Source organism: Cryobacterium sp. Y82 (assembly GCF_002929495.1).
GTDB classification, from domain to species: domain Bacteria; phylum Actinomycetota; class Actinomycetes; order Actinomycetales; family Microbacteriaceae; genus Cryobacterium; species Cryobacterium serini.
Genome location: NZ_PJJJ01000027.1, coordinates 1 through 21,120, shown reverse-complemented (window position 1 = coordinate 21,120; position 21,120 = coordinate 1). Strand labels below are relative to the sequence as shown.

At 60.4% G+C, this 21,120-nt stretch carries 26 protein-coding genes; 12 read left to right on the top strand and 14 right to left on the bottom strand.

Annotation, left to right across the window (positions count from 1 at the left end):
• Window positions 1-676: 676 nt before the first annotated feature.
• On the top strand, window positions 677-1,594 hold the full coding sequence (locus CXY70_RS04825; RefSeq protein ID WP_104191257.1) for a hypothetical protein: 918 nt from the start codon (window positions 677-679) through the stop codon (window positions 1,592-1,594).
• Complete coding sequence (locus CXY70_RS04820; RefSeq protein WP_104191362.1) at window positions 1,591-1,980, top strand: GntR family transcriptional regulator; 390 nt, start codon at window positions 1,591-1,593, stop codon at window positions 1,978-1,980. The genes CXY70_RS04825 and CXY70_RS04820 overlap by 4 nt, the downstream gene beginning before the upstream one ends.
• Before the next feature lie 45 nt (window positions 1,981-2,025).
• Here CXY70_RS04820 and CXY70_RS04815 read toward each other — a convergent pair whose 3' ends face one another.
• Entirely contained in the window at window positions 2,026-2,898 is an 873-nt protein-coding gene (locus CXY70_RS04815; RefSeq protein WP_146066059.1) for a hypothetical protein, read from the bottom strand.
• Window positions 2,899-3,171: 273 nt separating this feature from the next.
• A complete protein-coding gene (locus CXY70_RS04810) occupies window positions 3,172-3,777 on the bottom strand; it encodes a hypothetical protein (protein ID WP_146066058.1) in 606 nt (201 codons plus the stop codon).
• Window positions 3,778-3,993: 216 nt separating this feature from the next.
• On the opposite strand from CXY70_RS04810, the gene CXY70_RS04805 reads away from it, so the two are divergent.
• Window positions 3,994-4,326 carry a hypothetical protein gene (locus CXY70_RS04805; RefSeq protein WP_104191254.1) on the top strand — a complete coding sequence of 111 codons (333 nt, stop codon included), beginning with the start codon at window positions 3,994-3,996 and terminating at the stop codon, window positions 4,324-4,326.
• Window positions 4,327-4,505: 179 nt separating this feature from the next.
• On the opposite strand, the gene istB is transcribed toward CXY70_RS04805, so the two are convergent.
• Window positions 4,506-5,288 carry an IS21-like element helper ATPase IstB gene (istB, locus tag CXY70_RS04800; protein WP_104191253.1) on the bottom strand — a complete coding sequence of 261 codons (783 nt, stop codon included), beginning with the start codon at window positions 5,286-5,288 and terminating at the stop codon, window positions 4,506-4,508.
• On the bottom strand, window positions 5,288-6,538 hold the full coding sequence (gene istA / locus CXY70_RS04795) for an IS21 family transposase (protein WP_146066057.1): 1,251 nt from the start codon (window positions 6,536-6,538) through the stop codon (window positions 5,288-5,290). The genes istB and istA overlap by 1 nt, the downstream gene beginning before the upstream one ends.
• A 306-nt stretch (window positions 6,539-6,844) precedes the next feature.
• On the opposite strand from istA, the gene CXY70_RS04790 reads away from it, so the two are divergent.
• Complete coding sequence (locus CXY70_RS04790) at window positions 6,845-7,039, top strand: hypothetical protein (RefSeq protein ID WP_104191252.1); 195 nt, start codon at window positions 6,845-6,847, stop codon at window positions 7,037-7,039.
• Between the two features lie 122 nt (window positions 7,040-7,161).
• Window positions 7,162-7,557 (top strand): hypothetical protein, encoded by a 396-nt coding sequence (locus CXY70_RS04785; RefSeq protein WP_104191251.1) that lies wholly within the window; start codon window positions 7,162-7,164, stop codon window positions 7,555-7,557.
• A 60-nt stretch (window positions 7,558-7,617) separates the two neighbouring features.
• Here CXY70_RS04785 and CXY70_RS17750 read toward each other — a convergent pair whose 3' ends face one another.
• From CXY70_RS17750 to CXY70_RS04780, 3 genes are all read right to left on the bottom strand, one after another.
• Window positions 7,618-7,767 carry a hypothetical protein gene (locus CXY70_RS17750; protein WP_158250911.1) on the bottom strand — a complete coding sequence of 50 codons (150 nt, stop codon included), beginning with the start codon at window positions 7,765-7,767 and terminating at the stop codon, window positions 7,618-7,620.
• A 211-nt stretch (window positions 7,768-7,978) separates the two neighbouring features.
• Window positions 7,979-8,131, bottom strand: coding sequence for a hypothetical protein (locus CXY70_RS17745; protein ID WP_158250910.1), 153 nt, complete (start codon window positions 8,129-8,131; stop codon window positions 7,979-7,981).
• 106 nt (window positions 8,132-8,237) lie between these two features.
• A complete protein-coding gene (locus tag CXY70_RS04780) occupies window positions 8,238-8,825 on the bottom strand; it encodes a hypothetical protein (RefSeq protein ID WP_146066056.1) in 588 nt (195 codons plus the stop codon).
• Between the two features lie 303 nt (window positions 8,826-9,128).
• On the opposite strand from CXY70_RS04780, the gene CXY70_RS04775 reads away from it, so the two are divergent.
• From CXY70_RS04775 to CXY70_RS04760, 4 genes are all read left to right on the top strand, one after another.
• Entirely contained in the window at window positions 9,129-9,497 is a 369-nt protein-coding gene (locus CXY70_RS04775; RefSeq protein ID WP_104191249.1) for a hypothetical protein, read from the top strand.
• Window positions 9,498-9,792: 295 nt separating this feature from the next.
• Complete coding sequence (locus CXY70_RS04770; protein WP_104191248.1) at window positions 9,793-10,320, top strand: PadR family transcriptional regulator; 528 nt, start codon at window positions 9,793-9,795, stop codon at window positions 10,318-10,320.
• Window positions 10,317-11,000 carry an ABC transporter ATP-binding protein gene (locus CXY70_RS04765; protein WP_104191247.1) on the top strand — a complete coding sequence of 228 codons (684 nt, stop codon included), beginning with the start codon at window positions 10,317-10,319 and terminating at the stop codon, window positions 10,998-11,000. The genes CXY70_RS04770 and CXY70_RS04765 overlap by 4 nt, the downstream gene beginning before the upstream one ends.
• 8 nt (window positions 11,001-11,008) lie before the next feature.
• The gene (locus CXY70_RS04760; RefSeq protein WP_158250909.1) at window positions 11,009-13,219 is read left to right on the top strand and encodes an FtsX-like permease family protein; all 2,211 of its coding nucleotides are present in this window, start codon (window positions 11,009-11,011) and stop codon (window positions 13,217-13,219) included.
• 713 nt (window positions 13,220-13,932) lie between these two features.
• On the opposite strand, the gene CXY70_RS04750 is transcribed toward CXY70_RS04760, so the two are convergent.
• Window positions 13,933-14,526 (bottom strand): RNA polymerase sigma factor, encoded by a 594-nt coding sequence (locus CXY70_RS04750; RefSeq protein WP_104191244.1) that lies wholly within the window; start codon window positions 14,524-14,526, stop codon window positions 13,933-13,935.
• A 243-nt stretch (window positions 14,527-14,769) separates the two neighbouring features.
• On the opposite strand from CXY70_RS04750, the gene CXY70_RS04745 reads away from it, so the two are divergent.
• On the top strand, window positions 14,770-15,021 hold the full coding sequence (locus CXY70_RS04745; RefSeq protein ID WP_035880177.1) for a type II toxin-antitoxin system Phd/YefM family antitoxin: 252 nt from the start codon (window positions 14,770-14,772) through the stop codon (window positions 15,019-15,021).
• Window positions 15,006-15,410 (top strand): PIN domain-containing protein, encoded by a 405-nt coding sequence (locus CXY70_RS04740; RefSeq protein ID WP_104191243.1) that lies wholly within the window; start codon window positions 15,006-15,008, stop codon window positions 15,408-15,410. Before CXY70_RS04745 ends, CXY70_RS04740 begins: the two co-directional genes overlap by 16 nt.
• Window positions 15,411-15,749: 339 nt before the next feature.
• On the opposite strand, the gene CXY70_RS04735 is transcribed toward CXY70_RS04740, so the two are convergent.
• From CXY70_RS04735 to CXY70_RS18615, 3 genes are all read right to left on the bottom strand, one after another.
• A complete protein-coding gene (locus tag CXY70_RS04735; protein ID WP_104191242.1) occupies window positions 15,750-15,947 on the bottom strand; it encodes a hypothetical protein in 198 nt (65 codons plus the stop codon).
• Window positions 15,948-16,314: 367 nt separating this feature from the next.
• Window positions 16,315-16,683: a hypothetical protein gene (locus CXY70_RS17500; RefSeq protein ID WP_146066055.1), complete on the bottom strand. Its 369-nt coding sequence runs from the start codon at window positions 16,681-16,683 to the stop codon at window positions 16,315-16,317.
• Between the two features lie 428 nt (window positions 16,684-17,111).
• Window positions 17,112-17,603: an RNA polymerase sigma factor gene (locus CXY70_RS18615; protein ID WP_104191241.1), complete on the bottom strand. Its 492-nt coding sequence runs from the start codon at window positions 17,601-17,603 to the stop codon at window positions 17,112-17,114.
• 624 nt (window positions 17,604-18,227) lie between these two features.
• Between CXY70_RS18615 and CXY70_RS04725 the strand changes: the two genes are divergently transcribed.
• Entirely contained in the window at window positions 18,228-18,944 is a 717-nt protein-coding gene (locus tag CXY70_RS04725) for a hypothetical protein (protein ID WP_104191240.1), read from the top strand.
• A 152-nt stretch (window positions 18,945-19,096) separates the two neighbouring features.
• On the opposite strand, the gene CXY70_RS04720 is transcribed toward CXY70_RS04725, so the two are convergent.
• The 3 genes from CXY70_RS04720 to CXY70_RS04715 form a co-directional block, all read right to left on the bottom strand.
• Window positions 19,097-19,306: a hypothetical protein gene (locus tag CXY70_RS04720; RefSeq protein ID WP_104191239.1), complete on the bottom strand. Its 210-nt coding sequence runs from the start codon at window positions 19,304-19,306 to the stop codon at window positions 19,097-19,099.
• 258 nt (window positions 19,307-19,564) lie between these two features.
• A complete protein-coding gene (locus CXY70_RS17495) occupies window positions 19,565-19,987 on the bottom strand; it encodes a hypothetical protein (protein ID WP_146066054.1) in 423 nt (140 codons plus the stop codon).
• Window positions 19,988-20,188: 201 nt separating this feature from the next.
• A complete protein-coding gene (locus CXY70_RS04715) occupies window positions 20,189-20,527 on the bottom strand; it encodes a hypothetical protein (RefSeq protein ID WP_104191238.1) in 339 nt (112 codons plus the stop codon).
• Window positions 20,528-21,120: the final 593 nt, after the last annotated feature.

The following is a 21,120-nucleotide window of genomic DNA, read 5'->3' as shown; positions in this document are numbered from 1 at the left end:
GCCATATCCATAGGTTCGTGTCGATCCCAACGAGTGACCTTTGATACGAGCCGCAGATCGACGTGCCGCCAGCGGGTGCGTCTGCACACCAGCCTCCGCTGACAATCGGCGCTAGGAAGACGGAGATGCCCAAGCAGGCGAGTGTGCCTAGCAACATTGTGGCGACAACGGATCTCCGGCGGTGAATCATGCCTACAGCCAATCATTACTCAAGCCCGAGCACCCCCATCGATACTCTTTTGTGATCCCACGGGTCGCAAAGAGGCTCCGCTGCGGCACCGTCCCGTTGACCGTTCCCCTTTCGAGTAGGTTTCGACCGGTCCCAGCAATAGAGGTCTCTATCGAATTTCTTCTCGAAGGTGCTATTCAAAAAGGCCGAACAACAGGCACCCCACGATAGTTCGTCCGTCTGGCGTCTTGGGGGCGGAGTGCTGTGGCGCATCCGCGTTACGCGTGCGTTCTTGCCAAGTTCAGGCGGTAACAAACATTTGTAGGCGGCACCGCGGCGCTCACGGAGGCTTTTCACGTTGCGCCGTGACCCTCGGCTTCAATGCGCCCGGTGTTTCGGGCTGAGTTGAACGCTCGGGCAAGACTGCACGAAGACCGGCCTAATTTGTGGCAATCAGATGATACATTAATGTAATGATTGGGTGATACAAGACTGAGGGGTGTTGGGATGGTTTGGTTGTTCTTGATCGTGCTGGGTCCGGTTGTTGCGGGCATAATTCTCGCATTGGCGTGGTGGGCATTCTTGGGGCGCAAGAGGCAGCAACGCGGCGGCGGGGTAAGCGCATTCTCCATGGCGGCAGGGCTGCTCCTTGGCGTCGGCGGAGTTTTCGTGCTGCTTTTTGGTAGTCCATTGTTGCCGTTTCAGCTGCCGAGAGAATACTGGTACTGGTATCAGGAGTACCGGTTCACGGCACCCCTGCTGCTCGGGATCCTCGGGATGGTGCTTCTCGCCTTCCCGGTTCAAAGTCGAAGCGGGCGGGGTACTGCAGATCTCATTCCACGGACACCGCTAAGTTTTGCGCGAGGCTGGTGGTTCGTCGCCCCTGCCCTCCTTCTCGCGCTCATCCTCACCGTCACCGTCACGGCTGGTGTCGCTTCCCAACCTGACCCCAGCACAGGGCGCTACACGATGTACTTGGTTGACCTTGGGGGCGAACGACAAATGGGCGCGAGTATCTACGGGTGGTACAACTCCATACCGTCGCTGATTTTGATGGCAGTCATGCTCATTTTCGCCATCGTGAATCTGGTGCTCATCGCTCGACCCGCACTGGTCCACGACCGCGAGGAGGACGTTCGCATTCGAATTTTCCGCACCCGCAACGTTCTCGCGATCGGAACCAGTGCCCTGCTCACGCACCTGGGGTTTATTCTCGGCTCGCTTGCCGGGACCGCATCGATACGATCCTCGTTCCGGACCTCGGAGGGAAGCGTGACGTTCTGGACGACGTTTGCGGGGCTACAGCCGATCTTCGTCGGCGCGTCCGCTGTCGCCGCAGCGCTCGGGTTCGCGCTGTGCGTCGCTGTCGCCCTGGCAGCGATTCCGTCGCGGCGGTGGGCACCGGCCAAGGTCTCAACACGATGATCACCCTGTCAGGATCTGCCCCGCCCACTGAACAGATCCGCGATCAAATCCGCGGACTGATCGCGTCGGGTCGACTCGCAGCCGACGAGCGCCTTCCCTCGGTCCGTCAGCTCGCGAAGGACCTCGGCGTCGCCCCCGGCACCGTGGCAAAGGCATACAAGGCGCTCGAAGCCGAGGGCTACCTCACGGCCCGTACCGGTGGAGGCACCCGTGTCGGCCGAAACGCTACAACAATACCGCGCCCTGTATTGGAAACCGCCCGGCAACTCGCGGCAACCAGCATCCAGGCCGGAATCGGAATGGACGACACCATTCGCATCCTCCGCGCAATCTGGCCGGAACGGTCGAACCAACCCGAAACACCGAACGCGTTGAAGGCACGCTAATCGATCCGCTCCGGTACAATCTCAGATGCCTCGTTGATTGTTCGGCTACCGAGACTCCGCGGATGGTTCGCGTACCCGACGGATCAGGTTCACGACTAGCAAGACGGAATCAGCGGTCATGCCGGCTGCGCGACGATCTCCGTTACGGCGGTGCTTCGTAGCCTGAGCCAGCTCAATTGCTGCGCGCACGACCTTGCGCAGTTCCGCACTTTCTGCGCCGGCCAACTCCGCCTCAGCCACTGTCCCGAGCCGAACCTTCGTGTTCGAGACGGGTGGCTCATCCTCGCCAGCCTGACAGTGACGAGAATGGTCGTATGCGGCCGAAGAAAGTGCTTCGAGTACAGCCACTGCGTCGTTACCGACGTTCGAGTAATCCTGTTCCGTGCGAGCGTTTTGGAAGTGCCGCCGCATTTCATTCAGTTCCTCGTCTACCCGCCGCCACCCTGTCGCCTTCCTCGGAGAAATCGGATCGGCCAGCGCTCCTGACAGGGCATCCGATTCACGAGCGTCGAGCACCTCATGGAGCGCATCGAGCTGCCCGTCGACCATGTCCCGCCGAGCCTGCCAACTTCCGTGGCCATCGTTGGCTCGCCAGTACTTGCGGAACGTCTCGAAATCGCGAAACGGCGGATCGAACGAATCGATTCCCAATCGTGCGAGAACTGCTTTCAATGCGCGGATGAGAAGCCGGGAGTCCTCGTTGCTCAGTGGCGATCCTGAAGTGCCGTACGCATCGAACTCGTCGTGCACGACACGAGCAAGCGGCACCGCGATCTCCAAGTCACCACGATCATCGTCGGGACCGTGGAGTAAGCCTTCAAGGAGTGGCATGTCAAGAGCTGACTGCTGCGTAACCTCGGCGCCCCACGCATTCGTCACCACCTCTTCGCCGGCCAGGTAGAAGTCCCACGTTCGCATGGTGCTCATCCTAGCCAAGGGCTCACCGCCCGTCGTTTCACCTAGCGATCGGCTTTCGGAACGATGAGGCGTCCCGGTGATCGTTCAGCTTCCGGGACAGCAGCGACAGGAGGTGCGGCGGCAGTGTGAGCGTGAGTGTGAATCGCATTGATAGGTAGCCGTCCTGGCCGGCGCGACCTGGCCGAATTTGCTGGATTGGTACGTTCGCCCGGCGGTAATGAAGCACCGCGCTTGAGAACGTCTGAGTCTCAACAAACACAAGGATCTTCGCAGCTAATCGCCCGAACTAACGGGCAGGATATCGCGCGCGTGCACGATCGACACGGTGTCCAGGCGTACGTCGTTCACCAGATGCCGGTAGACGTCGACATCCGCAGCAATGATCACCGAATCGGGATACAAGAATGTGCCCCACGCAAACCGCCCCTCGTCATCATTGGCAAACTCAGGTACGCGATCTTCTCGACTAAATTGAACGAACTTGCTGACTGGGAGGTCGTAGGGAACGTAATCTTCGTTGAGTCGTCTCATCAACAGGCCTGAGCTGTTATAGGGCGCATATCCCGCCCAGCGCAGGCAATGCAGCACGGTGGTCGGACCAAGCTGATGCAGTGCTTCGTTGACTGCCTGCGCCGTAACCGGGTCGATGTAGCCTCGAGACGGTTCTGGCGGGCTGGCAGACGCTCCCCGCTCATCCGCATACCGATCCCAGACCTCAAACCAACTGACGGAGGCGGTCAATTCGCTTTCATTGACGAGAAATGACGACCACCGCTGGGCACGCCCAGTTGCGTCAAAGAAGGGGAGGAACAGGCGCAACATTGGCAGCGTACGGTACTGCGGCGGCAGGAGATCACGCGCCAGCATCGTTTCACTCATTGAAGTCCCCCTCGCTCAGTTGCCGTGCCACTGACATTATCGCCCCGAGATCGGTCGCCAATCTTTATATGCTGCGAGGCCTCCGTCAATTGCCGTAAGGGGTTCCTCCTCGCGAACGCGAATCGGCCACTCTGCCTCCTCGGACTATGTTGCACCGTGTGCGTCCGGTCTGTGGTTCGATCAGATATGAGCCGAAGTTTTCAGACTGGTCTGACAGTGATCTTCATTCTCGCTGCCTTGCTGTGTGGCGTTCCCGTTGCCGCTGCCGCCTATGAAGCACGGGCTCCTGGATATCAGTGTGCTATTTCCCAACAGGTACCGGCTGAGGCCGTGCTCGAGCGCGGTGCTACAGGAACCTTTTCTGTCTGGCCTGTCGGACTTGAGTGCCGCTATGTAAGCGCAGACGGCACGGAGCTGATCGTGTCACCCGGTTGGTTCACCACCGGACTGGCCATCGGAGGCCTGATGGTGTTGTTGGGGCTGTTTGTCCTGACTTCCCTGGTGATGTTTCAGTCAGCTCAATTGCGCAGCCGCACGGTCAACCCCTGACGTCGATCTGAACCGGCCCGCTCAGCGTTCGGCTTCTGGGACACCCGCGTCCACCATTGATACGATCTATTCATGGCGCTAGTCCCCGATGATTGCTGTCCTACCGAAGACCCCGTTGTCAGCGACGGTGAAGAAGTAGGCCAAATACGACGGTGCAAAACTAGGCCACTGCTGTCTCATTATTGTGCCGCGTTCTGGGCTCGGACTGAAGGCAGGGTTTCGATTCCGGTGTTCTGGAGTCGATAGCTGGCGCCTTTCAGGGTGAGGACGTCGGCGTGGTGGACGATGCGGTCGATCATGGCTGCGGCCACGATTTGGTCTCCGAATACGTCACCCCAGCGGGCGAACGCGAGATTGCTGGTCAGGATCAGTGATGCGTGTTCGTAGCGACTGGAGACGAGTTGAAAAAACAAGTTCGCGGCGTCCTGCTCGAACGGAATGTAGCCGACCTCGTCGACGACGATGAGGCCGTAACGGCGGAGCTTGACGAGTTCTAGGGCGAGTCGGCCCTGTTGGTGGGCTGTTTGCAGCCGGGCGACCCAATCGACGGCAGTAGCAAATAACACCCGGTGGCCGGCATGGGCGGCCTTGATGCCTAATCCGATCGCGAGATGCGTTTTCCCTGTTCCTGGCGGTCCAAGCAGCACCACGTTCTTCGCTTCGGCCAAGAACGCTCCGGTGGCCAGGTGCGCAATCGTGTCACGGCGCAGTGAAGGTTGGTGATCGAAGCTGAAGTCTTCGAGGGACTTGCGGGCCGGAAACCCGGCTGCACGGATGCGGATCTCGGCCCCCGACGCTTCCCGCGCCGAGACCTCCCGGGAAAGAACCGCGGCGAGATATTCTTCATGGGACCACGACGCTTCTCTGGCTTGATCGGCCAGTCGGATCGCCGAGTCGCGAATGCGTGGTGCTTTTAACGCGCGAGCCAAGTATTCGATCTCGCTGCTGGTCTGGTTTCCCATCACGCGACCTCCTCGTCGCTCACGTTCGGGATCGTGGTGTCGAAGTCGACACCGAACGCGGTGTCGTAGTCAGCTAAATCGCGGTGCATGTCCGACTCGGTCGTGGTGGCAGCTGCAGGGTGTTGGAATGCGTGCCGCAGTCGCGCTGCTTGGGTGACATGAGCGGGGTCGGTGATGGTCTGCGCGGTGGACCAGACCCGCTGGTGACAGGCCACGATCTTGTCGTCGAGCTTCACGATGACCTGGGCGAGGTCGGCGGACACGTCGACCATCCGGCCGATGCCGGTCGGATCGACGGAGTAGTCGTTGCCGGCGACGCGGACGTAATAGTCTCGCGGCAGCCTCACCCTCGAGAAAAATCCCACCACCGGAGCCACCGGCGGAAGCGGGAGCATCGCGGCGCGATCTTGTGTGATCAGATCAACTGGTTTGCACCCGAGGCTGCGCACGGTTCGATGGTTGGCCTTCGACGACAACCAGTGGGCCAATTGCTCGTTGAAGTCAGCCGAAGAGACGAAGGTGCGTCCGGGTAGGAAGGATGTTTCCAGATACTGATTGGCTCGCTCCACGATGCCTTTCGATTCGGGATCGAAGGGTTTCAGCTGCACGATCTTGGTGGCCAGCATTCCCACGAAGGCGCTGACTCCCGCAGCGAAATGGTTACCGCGGCCGATACCTGCCTCGTTGTCCCAGATCAGCCGTCGCGGGACCGCGAGTAGCTGGGTGAGGAGCAGATGCCACATTCCCGCTAACAGATCCGGTGTTGTCCGAGAAGGCAACATCACGGCGCAGATGGTGCGGGAGAACCCGGCCACCATCACCAGCACCGGCGGGGAGCCGAACTGGTCAGCACCGAGGGGAATCTTCACCGGCGGGAACCACAGATCACACTGCGTTTGGTCCCCGGCGCGATACTGCAGCCGGTCGGCGGGATCGGCGGGCGCATACTCCGGCCGCAGTCGGGCAACCGTCTCGCGAAGCCAGGTAATCGACCCGGTCCATTTCAACCGTTCCGCTATTACTGTCGCGGGCATCTTGGGATACTCGGCGAGCAGGTGCCGCAATCGCGGCTCCAGATCTCGCATCCCCGAGGGCCGGTCGGGCCGGTCATATTTCGGCGGTTTATCGGACACGATCGCTCTGGCGACCGTGTCGCGCGCTATGCCGAGCTGCCGCGCTATCTCGCGTTGCGATACGCCCTCGCTCAAGTGAAGGCGACGAACCAAAGCCCAATCTTCCACTGTGATCACCCATCTATCGTGCTTGGGTGGCCTAGTTTTCAACCGTCGATTCTGGACTAACTTTCAACCGTCGCTGACACCCGTCCGCCCGGCACCGCAAAATCCACCCCTTCATGCTTTGCCAGCCGATCCGGACCGGCTGTCAGGATCACTGTTGCGGAATAGGGCCGTCATACCTCGGGTGAAGCTGCCATCTATCTCCAGCCACCGCCCGGAAACACCCGGGAACCCGAACGCTGGCGGCGTGCACGTTGACCCGAGTAGTCGACTCTGATGGCGCGGAGGCGAACAGGCCACAGCATCGCTGGATGGGGTGTGGCCGGGGCCGGTGTGTTGGTGGTCGGGGTGGTTTTCTACCAGATCATGGATCGCGCATTTTTTATTGACTCCGTTGATGGCACGGACTACACGACAAATATTGAGTGGCTGATTCTTGCAGGCGGAGCTTTTCTCACCCTGATCGGCTTTGTTTACCTATGGGCATCAAGCTTCTTCGCATCGCCCGACTAACTAGTCCTACTGGTGCGTTTGCGGTTCGGCTACGGGCACTGACTCTGTCAGGCTGATGATTTCTTCAAACGCTTACCCCGGTGTCTGGCAGCACATACTCTGTGAAAGAGGGGGTACACGAAATGCAACTGCAAAGACCGGCTTTTCCAGTGCTCCTCGCCGTGACCGCGCGGTCCTGGATCCTCGGCATTCCGTCGATGGCCCTCATCGCCCTGGCGGGGCTTCAGTTCGCGGTCATCTCACATGCGGGTATCGGAGAATCCTGCGATCAGAACCCCGAGCTAGGCAGTCTGCCTCTGCCCTCAGCAGGCTGGACTACGGACGGCGCATTGTCGTTCTTCCCCATTGGCGTCCAATGCTCCTATTTCACAAGCGAGCATGAACTCCTCCTAGTACATACCCAGACCAGCGTGTGGGACTGGGGAATCACGATCGCCGCGATCCTCGGAGTCCTGGGCGTTGCTCTCTTTCTGACCGCCCGGCTCGCCACTCGACGAACCTGGCACGAATCCCTCTGAAGAATTAGACCCAAACCGTCCCGTTAAGGGTTTCCCTACCGGACTGATTGTGGTGACCAATCAGTGGGGCTGTTCCGGTTCCGTGGTCGATGTGCGCAGGTATTTGTTTAGCGCGCGGATACCGAGGATTCCCACCCAGATGCCGATGACTAGGAGTGCAATCAACGGCACATAGATTAAAAAGGGCAGAATCGACAAATTTGACACCATCGAGCCAATCTAGCCCACGCAGTTCATCGCGACTATAACGACGGCGACTTCTTCCAGAGTTTCGTGGTTGGGTCCGTGCACCGCCCGTAGAGGGTTCCCCTGCGACACAGATGACTTCGGTCCTCGCCTGTCTAACGTCAGCGCTGAGAAGTCGCGTTGGTCGTCCGGTTTACGGTCGAAGTCGCGGGACCCGCGCATCAGGAGTGACGGTCTATGTGAGGTCCTCCACTATGTCTTGGTCGATGCTCGATCGGTGCCGTGCGTGGATGCCGACAACGACCAACGGGAGCAGGGCATACACCGGCGCAAGCGCCAGCGAACCGAGGAAGGCCGGACCGGTCGGTGCGGCATAGCCAAGGTTCATCGCGAGCAGCGCCCAGCACACCCCGGCGCTGCCTGAAGTCAGTACCGCCGCGATGTAGAGCGTTCCCTACCGGGAACCTACCTAGAGCCAGGGGATCGCAGGAGACTTAGGAGGCCCACTCCTCGGCGACGATCTGCATCGATGCCGAGGCACGGTATGCCTCGATGTCGTCGGCGGCGAGAATAGCGCTGATCAGCTCTTCGGTGCCTGAGACATAAACGCTCGCGCCGTAGAGGTCGTTCCCGACGGCCCAGACACCATCCGCGGGTATCCACCACTGGGCACTTCTTCCGCCGGTCGTCTCCTCGAAGGGTTCCGCGCCGTCGGCGAGGTCGCCGGCGAGAACATGCATGCGACGCTCTGGCATGAGCATGATGCTTGCTGCCTTTCGCAGGTCCGCGCGCATGTCGGCGTATCCTTCCCAGACAAGGAAGAAACACTCGGTGGGTGTGGCGGTGTGGTCGCGGAGAAGGCGGGCGAGCGTTGCTGCCACGGCGGGTTCGATGGTCCCGACTCTGACATCTACGTCCGGCTTGTCGTCGAGAAGGTCGGCCCACTTCGACATTGCGTCCACCTCAGACTGCTCCGCAGCAAAGGTACGCCAGGCAAGGGGGCGACCGTTGTCGTCGCGCATGGGGTTCATGACACGCGCATAGGAAACGTGCCCACGAGGCATGTATTCACCCACGGTCATCGATCCGCCTTGGAGAGATGGCAGCTCAGCAATGACGTGCGGGACGGTTCTGATCGGATGCAATACCATCTCTGCACCCTATCGAGTAGTCGAGGTCAGCCCGATGACGATATCTGTTGGAGAGAGGTTTCCCCTGCGCGCCGCCCCACGCCGGAGCCGCCACGCTAGGAGAACCGGAAGTTGTTTCGTACCGCAAGAGGTTCGCTCAATGACTGCCTCGCCAGCCCTATCTGTTGTGGCGCTACGCTCGGAAGTATGAAGCTACGCCAACGAAGGATCGCTACCTATATCGGATGCGCTGTCGTGGCATTCGCTCTCACATCGTGCGCGAATCCGAACACACTCGCCGTCTTTTCGGATCCACAGTCCGAGGTCGATATATTGCCGACCGGCGCGTCACCCAACGTCATCACGACCATCGACCAAACCAGCACCCGACTGCTCTGGGTTGACGCCGGCGTCAGCTACTTTGCTGCCCGGTCGGAAAAGCGCGGCGTTTGCCTGATCATTCTCGACAAGCTGGAAGCCGCGGATACGTGCTCGCATACTCTCCCGATCCATCGGAAGATCGGCGACGCCCCAACGATGATGATGGCAGACACCTATTCGGACAATTTAGAGGAGTACATCAAGGTGGCCGAACACCTGTGGGCGTCTCGTTCACCCCACTGACGATCCACTGCTCGATCACCTCTCACCGCTCGGCTGGGACCACATTAACCTCACCGGCGACTACACCTGAAACAACCCCCGCCAACCCAAAGCCGGAAAACTCCGCCCCATGCGCGGGCCGGGGAACTTTTAGCGTGGTACTTATTCCGTTTGGTGAGCTGACCCCTATTACGAAGGCCCTGTGCTGTTATGCCGTGAGCTTGGTGCGGCAGAGGTCCTCATACTTTGTCAGGACACTGTTCGGTCATCTCGCCCGGGTGTCGAGCATCTATGCACCGAGTGTATAGTTGCGGTTGTGGACAATTCTCTTACTCTGCTTGGGCTGCTCAGTGTCGAGCCCAGCTATGGCTACGATCTCAAGCACACCTACGATCGTTTCTTTGGCGTGCGGAAGCCGCTCGCGTTCGGTCAGGTCTATGCGAGCCTGGCACGCATGACCCGTGACGGGCAGATTCTTGCGCTGGCCGACGAGGCCGGTGGGGGCCCGGATCGCAAGAAGTACGAGGTCACAGAAGTCGGCCGGACCCGTGTCTCGCAATGGATGTTCACTCCCGACATCCCCTCGGACACTCTGCAAAGCAACCTCTTCGCCAAGACCATCATCGCCCTGCTCGTCGACGACAACGCAGACCGGCTGCTTGACGTGCAGCGCACGGAGCATCTCGCTCGAATGCGGGAACTGACGCGCGAAAAGCAAGGGGCAGACCTTATGCGCGTGCTGTTGTGTGACCACGCGCTCTTTCATATCGAGGCCGATCTGCGCTGGATCGATCTGACCGCCGCCCGCCTTACCCAACTGCGAAACGAGATCAAACTGCCATGACCGCCCTCATTCAGGCCCGGGGCCTGCGCAAGTCGTTCGGAGCGACGGATGCCCTTCGCGGCATCGATTTGGACATCCAGCGTGGAGAAGTCGTCGCGGTGATGGGACCTTCGGGTTCCGGCAAGTCGACCCTGCTGCATTGCCTTGCTGGTGTGGTGCTTCCCGACAGCGGCACCGTATCTGTCGGTGGCATCCTCGTCACAGCCCTGACCGAGGCTCGCCGGTCGGCCCTGCGCCTAACGGAGTTCGGCTTCGTTTTTCAGTTCGGTCAGTTGCTGCCCGACCTCACCGCGGTCGACAACATCACCATCCCCTTGCTGCTAGCAGGCATGAAACGCCGGCAGGCGTTGACGGCAGCACATGAGGCGCTTGGTCGCCTCGGCCTGGCCGGCGCCGCCGATCAATTGCCAGGGGAGCTTTCCGGCGGTGAGGCACAACGTGTAGCTATCGCCCGAGCGCTCGTCACACAGCCCTCGGTACTCTTTGCGGATGAGCCCACGGGCTCTCTGGATTCCCTCGCTGCCGAGAACGTACTGACGGCCATGCTCGAACTTGTACGGGAAGCGGGAACCACGCTCGTCATGATCACCCACGACCCGCGCACAGCGGCCTACGCCGACCGCGAGATCATTGTGCGTGACGGTCAGCTGGCTGCAGCTGACCGGGTCGGCATCCAATGAATGCCAGCGTGGTGCGTTTGGCTGTGATCGGTAGCCGTGGCGCCTGGGGGCGGCTGCTGGGCATCACTGCCGGAGTCGCCGTTGGCGTGACGTTGGCCCTGCTGCTTGGGGGCGCGTACCAAGGCTTGGACGCCCGCGATGAACGGTCCAGCTGGATGAACGCCTCCGGAGAGTACGTGGTCGGCGGCGACACTCGTGCGGGCGCGGTAACGGCTGACATGGCGTCGCTGGGTGAGGACCGCGTGCTGCTGGCCCCCACGACCGACCGGCACGATGGAGCCCGGATCGTGCGTCTGGATCTCGCCGCCCCGATAACATCGAGCGTCACAATTCCGGGAATAGCCCACCTGCCGCAGCCCGGGCAGTACTACGCATCGCCCGCCCTCATCGACCGCATTGCGCAGCTTCCCGCCGACGAGCTCGGCGACCGCTTCGGCACCCTGGCGGGGAGCATAAGCGACTCTGTCCTGGCAAGCCCGGACTCGCTCGTGGTCGTTGTCGGCGCGGATGCGAGCGCCCTCATCGAGCGATCCGCAGCACAAATCGTCACCAGCTTCACGGACGTCGCATACCGCCCCAGCACGAATTATCAAACCGTGGCAATCGTCGGTGCCATTGCGGTGCTGTTCCCGGTGCTGCTGCTCGTGAGCATCGTGACCGGGCTCGGCGCTTCAGCTCGGCGCGAGCGCTTCGCCACCCTCCGTCTAATCGGCGCCACCCCACGAACGGTTGCCGCCATCGCCACGCTGGAGACGGCGGCCACGAGTCTCGTAGGGGCACTGATCGGCGTTGTGCTGGCCGCGTTGCTGAGGCCGGTTGCCGCGCTCGTCTCCGTCGACGACGAAGTGTTCTTCCCCTCAGACCTCGCCGTGACCCCGTTCACCGCGGCCGTGGTGGTGGCTTTGACCGTCGCGACATCTGCAGTTACCGCGGGCTGGCGCATCCGCCGTGCGGACATCGGACCGCTCGGGCAAACCAAGCAGCGGCAAGAGAAGACGCCCTCGCCGCTTCGTCTACTGCCCCTTGCCGGCGGACTAGGGATACTTACAGCCATTACCGTGGCGACGCTCGCAGAACTGCCCGTTCCTCATCTGGGAACTTTGATCATTATCGGTTTCACCACCACCACCGTCGGGCTGCTCATGGCTGGCCCCTACCTCACCCTGTTCGCGGGCCGCATCATGGCTCGGCGCAGCAGGACGGCGGCCGGAGTCATCGCGGGCAACCGCATCCGCCGCACGCCCGTGGCCACCTTTCGCTCTGTGAGTGGCCTCGTGGTTGCCGTTTTCATGGTCAGCGTCTTCGCGGCCGCCGCGACCACTGCCGACGTAGGCGCAGCACCCGGCGACGGGCCCGGGCGACTTCCGATCAGTACCCTCATTCAATATCTGGATCCAACGCTCGACGCGGTCGATTTTGCTCCCACGGAAGAGGTCCGCGCACGCCTTGCCGCGATCTCGGGCGTCACTCACGTGACCACGATCTTCACGATTGATTCAGGAAACGGCTTCGACACGAGCCAGCTCCTGATGTTGGCGGATTCCGCGAACGACCTCAGCCTCGGGCCTGTTCCTCCTGCGGCTGTCGTCTCCATCAACAGCGATGCCCTGAGCGGAGCTACGGCAGTCTTTACTCCTTCTGCGGAGACGACCGACGTGGCCGCGCTAACGCCGAGCATCGTACTGATCGGCACCGACGGATCAACGGCCGCGATTGAACGGGCGAGGACCGCCTTGCAGACGGGTGCAATCGCCGGTACTGGATGGCTGCCTGCGGGTACCCGAACGGATCACGCCGACGATCGGTTGCAATCGATGGCTGCAAGTTTCGCCACCCTCGCCTACCTGGGTATCGGCGTTGCCACGCTCATTGCCGGCCTCTCGCTCGCCATCGCCACCATATCGGCCATGATCGACCGCCGACGCATGCTTGCGCTGCTCCGGCTTCACGGCATGAACCTGGCAGGACTCCGCCGCATCATCACTCTGGAAGCGGCCGCCCCGTTGCTGGCCGTGATGGCACTGTCGATCGGACTCGGTTTTCTCGTGGCCGAGCTCATTCTCGTCGGGCTCACCGGCGGTGGCCGCTCGGTCGGCTGGCCCGACGCGCGCTACATCGGAGCACTCACAGCCAGCGCAGTGCTCGCCCTTACCGCGGTCGCTGCCGCCGTCAGCCGGCTCGGAAAGAACACCGATTTGGCCGCGATCCGCTACGAATAGACGACTCGCACTGGCAGCGCGCCGGAGCTTCCGCGCACACTGCAACGCCGTCCCGTAGGCGGTTCCTCATGTGGGGCTGGGCCACGAGCCGTAGATTGACTGGTTGTGAATCCTAGGAAAATTCACGAGAATCAAGATTCCGTCACGGATGCCCTGATGCCAAGCAAACTATTGAGATTTTGAGGCGAGACCTAGTTCGCTGCACACGTCCGAGTCACCTGGAATGACGGCCGCTGTTCCGTTCTTCATCACGCACTCCGTTAAGGGGCTGGGTACGGGGTGGGAAAAGGTGCGATCGTTATATCCGGGTCCGGGTGGAGTTCCGTTCGGGTAGCTTGCGTCGAGTGAGTGCTGTGCCCAGAGGTCGGAACAAAATCCAATAGCGTCCGCAATGGGTGCCGACCCTCCATCCGTACCATCAAGCGTGCCCACGAGCGACACCGCGGTCGTTCCGGGGAAAGACCCGCGCCAGTCCAGTTCGGCACGAGCAAAGCACGCCACTGAGTTCTTATCGGTCACGTTCTGGACCGCAAAAAAAGTGCCAGCGCTTAGGCCGAGTATCAAAAGGGAAGCCGGCACGATGGTCCATGCCCGTTGCGCAACTCGGAATTGACGATTCTGTTCTGTTCCGATGTCTGCAACGTCTACGAGAACTACTCGAAACGCGGCACTCCGCGACTCATCGAAAACTGGAAGGTTTTCGTCGTCGGTATTCATCGTGTCTCTCCTAAGGGCTCTTTCAAAGATTCAAGGTCGAGGGTGTGTATGAGGCGCCGTTTAGCGCGCATGAGGCGTGCTCGGACGGCACCGGGAGCGATGCCGAGAAGCTCACCAACGTCTGGCGCTGAGAGCTCTTCAAGGACACAGAGCGAGAGAATTTCTTGATCGCGGCGATTTAATCCGCGAAAGGCTTCTTGGACTGTCCTGTGTGCTGGCTCCGCCGCGAGCCCGTCCAGAACGCGATTGCTGTGGTCGGGGGCAGGTTCCGGTCGAGGAATTTTGTTGAGCATTCGTTGGTATCGCACTGCGGACCGGAGGCGGTTGCGTGCAACGTTGGTGGCCGTTGCGAGTAGCCAAGCAAGAATCGAGCCGTTGACGAGTCGAACTCGTGATTGTCGCCGCCACGCTTCGAGGAATACCATCGCGGTCACATCCTCGGCGTCAACGTGTGATCGAACCAGCCGCAGACTGTATCTGAAAACCCTGTCGCGGTGCCGGTCGAAGAGCAATCCGAACGATTGACCGTCCCCCGCGCGTACGTGCGACCACAACTGTGCGTCGTTCGCGTCTGCGTCGAAGGAGGTCATAACTAATAATGTCCGACCGGCTAAGAAGTGTTACACGTCTCGCGCCTGTGCCTTGTTCGATAATCCGTCGGGAGATCGCGACCTGCACTACGGAGAACGGCCTGAACGCCGGCAAGCGTTGACGGCACTCCCGTGCGTCCCGTAGAGGGTTCGCCCTGTGACGGATGAATCACCACCGGGCACGTCGACGGGTGGCGCGTTGGTGACCTTGAGTCAAATTGCCAAATCAGATAATCTGATGCTATGCACACAGTGACCGCAACCGAGGCAAGTCGCTCGTTCGCTTCGCTCCTCGACGAGGCCGAACGCGGCGAAACCGTCGTAATCACGCGGGGCGGCCGCCGAATCGCGACTATCGGCCCCGTCAACGCCAGCAATGGCGCCGAGTTCCTCGCCCTCCTGTCGTCACACGGAGCCGATGAAGAATTCGCAGCCGATGTTCTCGCGGCACGCGATGCCGTCATTCTCGAGGGACCAGCATGGCCCGCCGACTAATCGTCGACACAGGCGTGCTCATCGCGTCCGAACGAGGCACCAGACCCCTCGCCGACGTTGTTTTCGCGGACGATGACCTGGTGATTGCCGCAGTCACGATCGCCGAGTTGCGTACCGGTATCGAGCTTGCCAGCGATCAGCATCGGGGCGCACGCGCCGAGTTTCTGGTAAATGTTCTCGAAACGCTGCCCGTCGAACCCTATGACCTGGCAACCGCCGAAGCCCATGGGCGCCTTCTTGCCCACGTCCACGCACGCGGGACGAAGCGCGGCGCTCATGACCTCATCATTGCTGCAACCGCAGTGGCGACCAAGCGCATCATCCTCACTACCGACCGCAATGCACGCTTCGACGACCTCCCCGGGGTCGAATGTCTCGTGGTGAGTTGACCGCAGGACCAGGAACGCCGCAGTTCGTATCGGCGATCGTGGACCCATCTGGTACATCTTTTGCCGGGTGAGGGTTCCCAACCAGAATCGGCAGGGTATCCCGCTGAGCGTTCCGCTCACGGCACGGGCGCAACTCGTGGGCCAGTCCCCATGAACTGAAAGGGATGTTGGGAGAACATCAACCCGACTGGTGACTACACCTGGAACAAACCCCGTCACCCCGTCGACGGAATACAGCGGTAACTTTGCCGACCCTCGGCGTGTTACGTATTCTGTTTCGTAAGCCAGCGCCTTGTACGGGACGGAACGTGGCCACCGCGGTATTCTTCTTTAGAGAGCCTAATTCTTTAGGTCTTCGTCATTCGTGTCCTCGAGTAGCAGGTCCATCTGCAGATTCTTGGCCATTGTATAAGCGCGGAGTGCTTGGGTTGCAACGAGTATCAATCGCCCAAGCAAAACCAAAAGCACGAAGCCGACGATATACGCTGCGACCACTCCGGCCATTGCGGCGACGCCGTAGAAATTGTATGAATACATAATTCAACGCTAGCTGATAACGGCTTCCGAAATTTCAAGCCTGATGAGTACTACTTTCCCGGACTCGATATCGACGCTCTCGCAACAAAGGGGTGCTCTTTCGCCCGTCACTTACACGACGGCCGAGAATCTCCCATCGCAAAAAGGACTGCGCTCAAGGGTGGCTTGACGAGATGACCCGACGTGGAGGAAGCGACAAGCACCTGCACGGTTGTCGATCCACTGCGGGCCTGGACTGATCGCCCTACGAGTTCCCAATGAGAAAAGAGGGGAGACGCGAGATTCAGAAACTCGTCCCGTACGGGGTTCCCGTTGCGGGCGGTGCCGAAGTGCGGGCTGTTTGTGCTGGTGAGCATTGTGTCGGCTTTCAATCGGAGGGGTCGCGCACGTCTACCGCGCGAGAGGTGTTGGTGTCTCCGGACTTTGTTGTGATGGTGAAGGAGCCATCGATGGCGGTTGCGTCAGTTTCGCTCGGCCACCATGCTGACCACCATCCGTTACTGACCGTTGCGGTGATGTCGTGTCCGTCTTCGTGCATGATCACGCTTTCTACCTTGTCTCCTACCCGGCCCAGGGCAAACCCATAACCGTGTGGAGGGAGACGCGCTCCGCTTGGACCGAATGTTATATCGTCTGCGTCTGGCAGTGTGGGTTCATAACCGGCTGAATCCACGAGCATGTACGTGGGTATGTTGTCGGTACCGACGCACCAGGCGACGTCGTCGCCCTTGGCCACAACGACGGAACCGACGACTCCCCTCAGATCTGAGTTCAGGATTTCAATCCCACCGGGTGATCGCGAATTTTTTAACAGAGTTTCCGAACAGTTTTGTTCAACTGCGGAATTCGGTGAACTCGGAACGGGTATCGCAGTCCACCCAGCCAAGTCGGCAGCCGAGAGTGGTTGGGTTCCAATCGCCAACGTTGTTGACGGTACTGGTGAGTCAAGGGAGACACTCGCCGCCAGGCCAACGATCAGTAAGCCGCACAGGCCCCCCGCCATTACTAGCCGTCCTCGACCGATGGGGGCGTGCCTGTGAGGAGCCTCCGGCGCAGAAACAATACTCTCAAGGAGCCGTGCTTTCACCCGGCGATCATGGTCGCTGAAATTGCTTGCTGGCTCAGGGTCGAGAGCAGCAAAGCGGTTGAGCGTATCGATATTGTTCATGACGCCACTTCCTTGAGTCGTAAGCACGCAGTCGCCGCGGCCTCGCTAGGTCCCAAATCCCGTACCGAGTTCGCGAGTCGGTGTTTGGCCCGTGTCAAACGCATTGCATATGCACTACGGGAACATCGAAGGACTCTCGCGCCTTCGAGGTCGGAGAGCCCCTCCCAGAGGTGGAGGGCTAGCACCTCTTGATCGATACGAGATAGGGCACGCCAGGCGGCGATGAGGTCGAGATCACTATCAAGATCAGGCCCAACATCTGGCTTATAAGAACGAATAGCTATGCCCAGTTGTCGGGCCTGCCCGCGATGGGCGTTCTTGAGGACATTCGATGCGGTGAGAAATAGCCATCCTCGTGGCTCCGAGGGCAGCGTGCGGCGTTTCTTCCACGCGATCGCGAAAGTCTCAGCGACCACATCCTCAACGACAGAGGGATGCCCTCGGCGCCGGACATATCGAAGTAGGTCTGAATAGCTCTCTTCATACATCGCGACAAACCTCTCGTGAGAATCGATGGTCGCCTGCCTTTCATGGTGATGATTGGTGCTGCCCTCACCTTAGACATGTCACGAACGACCATAAATGCAACGCCGGCACCGAAAAGGGGTGGAAAGTGCCGTCGACCAATAGCAAGCCGGATTCGCATTTAGCCTTGGGCGACAATGCGGTGACGCAAAACTCACTTGCAGCAAGGGGTCATTCTTCGCGCTGGTCCCAGTGTCGTGAACCTTCAGCTGGAAAACGTCAGCCCCCGTGGACACGATTGCCGAAGGAGCAAGGGTGACACGCCTTGGTCGGCGGCCGGTTCGATCTAACGGACCGCGAATCACGCGCTATCGAGGGTGTTCATTTATGCAGCGAACGGCGGCCCCTCCAGCGCTCCTCTCGCGGGCTCTTCTGCCAATCCGAAACGCAGCCCAAGGTTATTGCGCAGGTTGAAGAGCCTGCAGCAGAACCAAGGCCACGCAGAGACCTCGCACTAGCGATCGCACCTGTCGAATTGTCCAACGAGCTGAGGCAGTGCTTAACTCAAACTTAAGCAGTGGGCCGCTAAGGTGTGGCCGACGTCGTCGTCTCAAAGCGGAGAAGGCGAAAAAGACAAGGGGGATTCTATGAAACGTGTGACATTCGTATTGGCCGCAGCAACTGCAACGGCTGTTATCTTGTCCGGCTGCCAAGGGCAGCAACCCGTCGCACCCGATTTGTCGTCGTCAGCCACTTCAACACCCGCCCAGACGGATGAACCCACTGCGCAAGAATCTGCTCAGGCGTGGGCGGACGAGACATTCGGGACCTTTGAGGCCTTCACTGTGACCGGTAGCGGTGCTGATGAAGTTATCTTTCCCGACGACGCTAAATCTGGCTTCTATACAATCACGTGGGCACCCGGTCACTGGGCCAATGAGCATTCCGGCGCGCAGGTTTATGGTGAAGACGGCACGTATCACGAGGCTGGTATGGCGGATTATCAAGGCGATTCCGCCAGCGTGGCCTACGGTTTGGACCCTACCGTTGGCCCGGCGGGCTTGATCAGCATCGGACCCGGTGCGCGTGACTGGTCCATTACCGTGTCGCCGATTTCGGCGCTGCCCGCACTGCCAGACTCTGGCGGCTACGACGCCTATTTGTACGCGGGCGCTGAGCAACCGGAAGTTTTCTCGTCCTTAAACTCGGGGCGGGTAAACGTACGACAGTTCAACGGCATCGATCCGACCGACAGCATCCTTCCTCAGCAGGACTTCACCGCTGTTGGCACTCTCCTCGCTGGCCCCAGCGTCGTCAACGTCCAGCTGGAAAGCGTGAGCCCCTGGACGCGGTCCATGAATTAGCCCAGTCGACATGACTTGATCAGCGGTCGGTTCGCTCCGTGGGACCTCGAATCACGCGCACCAGAGTGTGTTGACTTATACACTGGACGGCGTCCCGTGGAGGGTTCGGCTTATGGGAACTTCGCAGTTGGACCGACTGAGACGGGCTCCGCTTATGCCGGCTGGGCGAAGAAGCCTAAGAACACTGGCCAGGCGTAGAGCAGTACACCGAGGGCGAGCAGCCCCAAACCTGTCGAGAGGACCCATCTGCCCACAATTAGAGGCACCGACTCAAAGTAGTTGGATAGAACCCACCCAATGCAACTCCCGACCGCTCCAACGACGAGCACAGCGATAGCGGCCGGCAGAAGGATATGGTTCATTCCCTCATACTGTCAGATCAAGTCTGCTCGATCGTCTGTCTTAAGGCATTGCTCCTTCCCCTTGCGAATCCACCCTTACGAATCCACGAACAAGGCGTAGGTGGGAAGGAACTGCAATAGAGTTCGCTGTGAATCGCAGCGGCAAATGGTGGCCTTTTGCAGCCATAGCGGGCAGCATCGTAAGTCGCGACGATTTCATGCTGTCACCCCGTGATAAAGCGTTGGCTGCTTGCCGGCACGGCCGCGGGTGGGCGATGCTTACTGCAGCACCGGCAGCTGAGAGCTGGAGGTGTCGCCGGAGGTGAAATTTATCGTGATGAACGTTGGCAGATTCTCGGTTGATGGCACGTCGAACTCGAACGTCGTGGGGGCCAAATCTGCCGTGCAAGGGCCTGCCGTATCGACCGAGAATCCGAAGGTCATCGTCGCCAGATCCGCTGAGTCCGCGTGCGGCGGACAACTCGAGCTGCCGGACAAGACAATCGCCAGCCGCCCGTCGACGACTGTTGCGTAGCCCGCAAAAGGGTCGACCAGACCACTCGGCAGAGGTGTCGGCGCGCCAGGATATGCGGTTGTTGCAGCGCCTGCCGGAGTTACTTTCGACGGCTCAGTCGTGCACCCACACATGCCGACTGCTACGGCAATCGCGATCGTGATCAGCGCCGGTCGATTCGGACTCATGGTCAGATTCTATGGGCGAAGACTAACCCCACACGGAGACGGTAGGCGATCGTTACGGGGGCTCGACCGCGCTTCGAGTTTTGCAAGTCAGCGCTCCAGGCACGTCCCCTGGCTCCCTCCCGGCTCGCCCCGCAGATGGTTCGGCTTACACGCACGACGTTTCGAGGGCCGCGTCGGCAATCCGAGCCAAGCAGGCTCGAATCAGGGCTGCGGGATCAGAAAGTGCGCGACGACTGTCAGGGCCAGGATTACCGGCACGGCGAATACGGTACTTCGGGACATACCGCCCAGCCACCGGTTTGCTCTGGGCCGAAGCAGCAGCCCGACGATGACAGTCGCGAGCAGCGCGAAGAGGATACCTGCGCTAATCAGCGACGCACGAAAAGGTAACAACTGTGGTGGGCACACCGCTGGAAGACTGGCCGAACAGGCCCAACCGGGCAGGACCGGCTGCGCCATCCAAAGCACCAACAAGCCGAGAAGAACGACCCAAGCTGCGACTGCAGGTGAGCGCGTGGCGCCGCGTGTCTTGTTGGGCATGTCGCCAGACTATCGATCAGGCACTCCTGTTGCACGACAACCACGGCGTCGCGGCCGTCGCCGAAGAACTGTGTGTTCTGGGTACAAGCGCTATATGCGTCGCGCACTTCTGCATTGCGCATGATGCCAGCCTAAGTAACCGTCCCACTGAACGTTCGGCTTGCGGGATGCTACCGGACACCGACCCTGATGGTTCGAGCGAAGGTATATGTATGGCTGCAGCCCGAGATCACCCCATCATGTCTGTCAATGCCGACCCGAGCCGCTTGTCCCCAAGGAAACCCCGCGGCTTTGACCTGGAGGATCGGCGGTCGCGATCATCGCACTCCGCGAAGCAGTTCCTCCGGGCGTCGATGCAGGGCGCGAATGCGTGGCGGTACGACTCCGTCGCAGGTATGTCTCTCACCCCGATGACCTGGGACGCCGGCGCATCCATTTGGCGGGGAGCCGCGCCGGACTCTATCGTCTCCCGTTCAACGCAGCACCCAGTAGACCCATCCCTCCCAGATCCTCAGATAGGTGATGTCCTATGCCGACCTTGGGGCTATGCCGATGTTGGTTGTAATGGTGCTGGTCAGATTTGATTTTCGGGG

Bases quoted from the DNA above. Each gene is read 5' to 3' on its own strand.
- CXY70_RS04825 (WP_104191257.1), top strand. From the start codon at position 677: ATGGTTTGGTTGTTCTTGATCGTGCTGGGTCCGGTTGTTGCGGGCATA.
- CXY70_RS04820 (WP_104191362.1), top strand. From the start codon at position 1,591: ATGATCACCCTGTCAGGATCTGCCCCGCCCACTGAACAGATCCGCGAT.
- CXY70_RS04815 (WP_146066059.1), bottom strand. From the start codon at position 2,898: ATGCGAACGTGGGACTTCTACCTGGCCGGCGAAGAGGTGGTGACGAAT.
- CXY70_RS04810 (WP_146066058.1), bottom strand. From the start codon at position 3,777: ATGAGTGAAACGATGCTGGCGCGTGATCTCCTGCCGCCGCAGTACCGT.
- istB (WP_104191253.1), bottom strand. From the start codon at position 5,288: ATGGGAAACCAGACCAGCAGCGAGATCGAATACTTGGCTCGCGCGTTA.
- CXY70_RS04785 (WP_104191251.1), top strand. From the start codon at position 7,162: ATGCAACTGCAAAGACCGGCTTTTCCAGTGCTCCTCGCCGTGACCGCG.
- CXY70_RS17750 (WP_158250911.1), bottom strand. From the start codon at position 7,767: ATGGTGTCAAATTTGTCGATTCTGCCCTTTTTAATCTATGTGCCGTTG.
- CXY70_RS17745 (WP_158250910.1), bottom strand. From the start codon at position 8,131: ATGAACCTTGGCTATGCCGCACCGACCGGTCCGGCCTTCCTCGGTTCG.
- CXY70_RS04780 (WP_146066056.1), bottom strand. From the start codon at position 8,825: ATGACCGTGGGTGAATACATGCCTCGTGGGCACGTTTCCTATGCGCGT.
- CXY70_RS04765 (WP_104191247.1), top strand. From the start codon at position 10,317: ATGACCGCCCTCATTCAGGCCCGGGGCCTGCGCAAGTCGTTCGGAGCG.
- CXY70_RS04750 (WP_104191244.1), bottom strand. From the start codon at position 14,526: ATGACCTCCTTCGACGCAGACGCGAACGACGCACAGTTGTGGTCGCAC.
- CXY70_RS04745 (WP_035880177.1), top strand. From the start codon at position 14,770: ATGCACACAGTGACCGCAACCGAGGCAAGTCGCTCGTTCGCTTCGCTC.
- CXY70_RS04740 (WP_104191243.1), top strand. From the start codon at position 15,006: ATGGCCCGCCGACTAATCGTCGACACAGGCGTGCTCATCGCGTCCGAA.
- CXY70_RS04735 (WP_104191242.1), bottom strand. From the start codon at position 15,947: ATGTATTCATACAATTTCTACGGCGTCGCCGCAATGGCCGGAGTGGTC.
- CXY70_RS18615 (WP_104191241.1), bottom strand. From the start codon at position 17,603: ATGTATGAAGAGAGCTATTCAGACCTACTTCGATATGTCCGGCGCCGA.
- CXY70_RS04725 (WP_104191240.1), top strand. From the start codon at position 18,228: ATGAAACGTGTGACATTCGTATTGGCCGCAGCAACTGCAACGGCTGTT.
- CXY70_RS04720 (WP_104191239.1), bottom strand. From the start codon at position 19,306: ATGAACCATATCCTTCTGCCGGCCGCTATCGCTGTGCTCGTCGTTGGA.
- CXY70_RS17495 (WP_146066054.1), bottom strand. From the start codon at position 19,987: ATGAGTCCGAATCGACCGGCGCTGATCACGATCGCGATTGCCGTAGCA.
- CXY70_RS04715 (WP_104191238.1), bottom strand. From the start codon at position 20,527: ATGCCCAACAAGACACGCGGCGCCACGCGCTCACCTGCAGTCGCAGCT.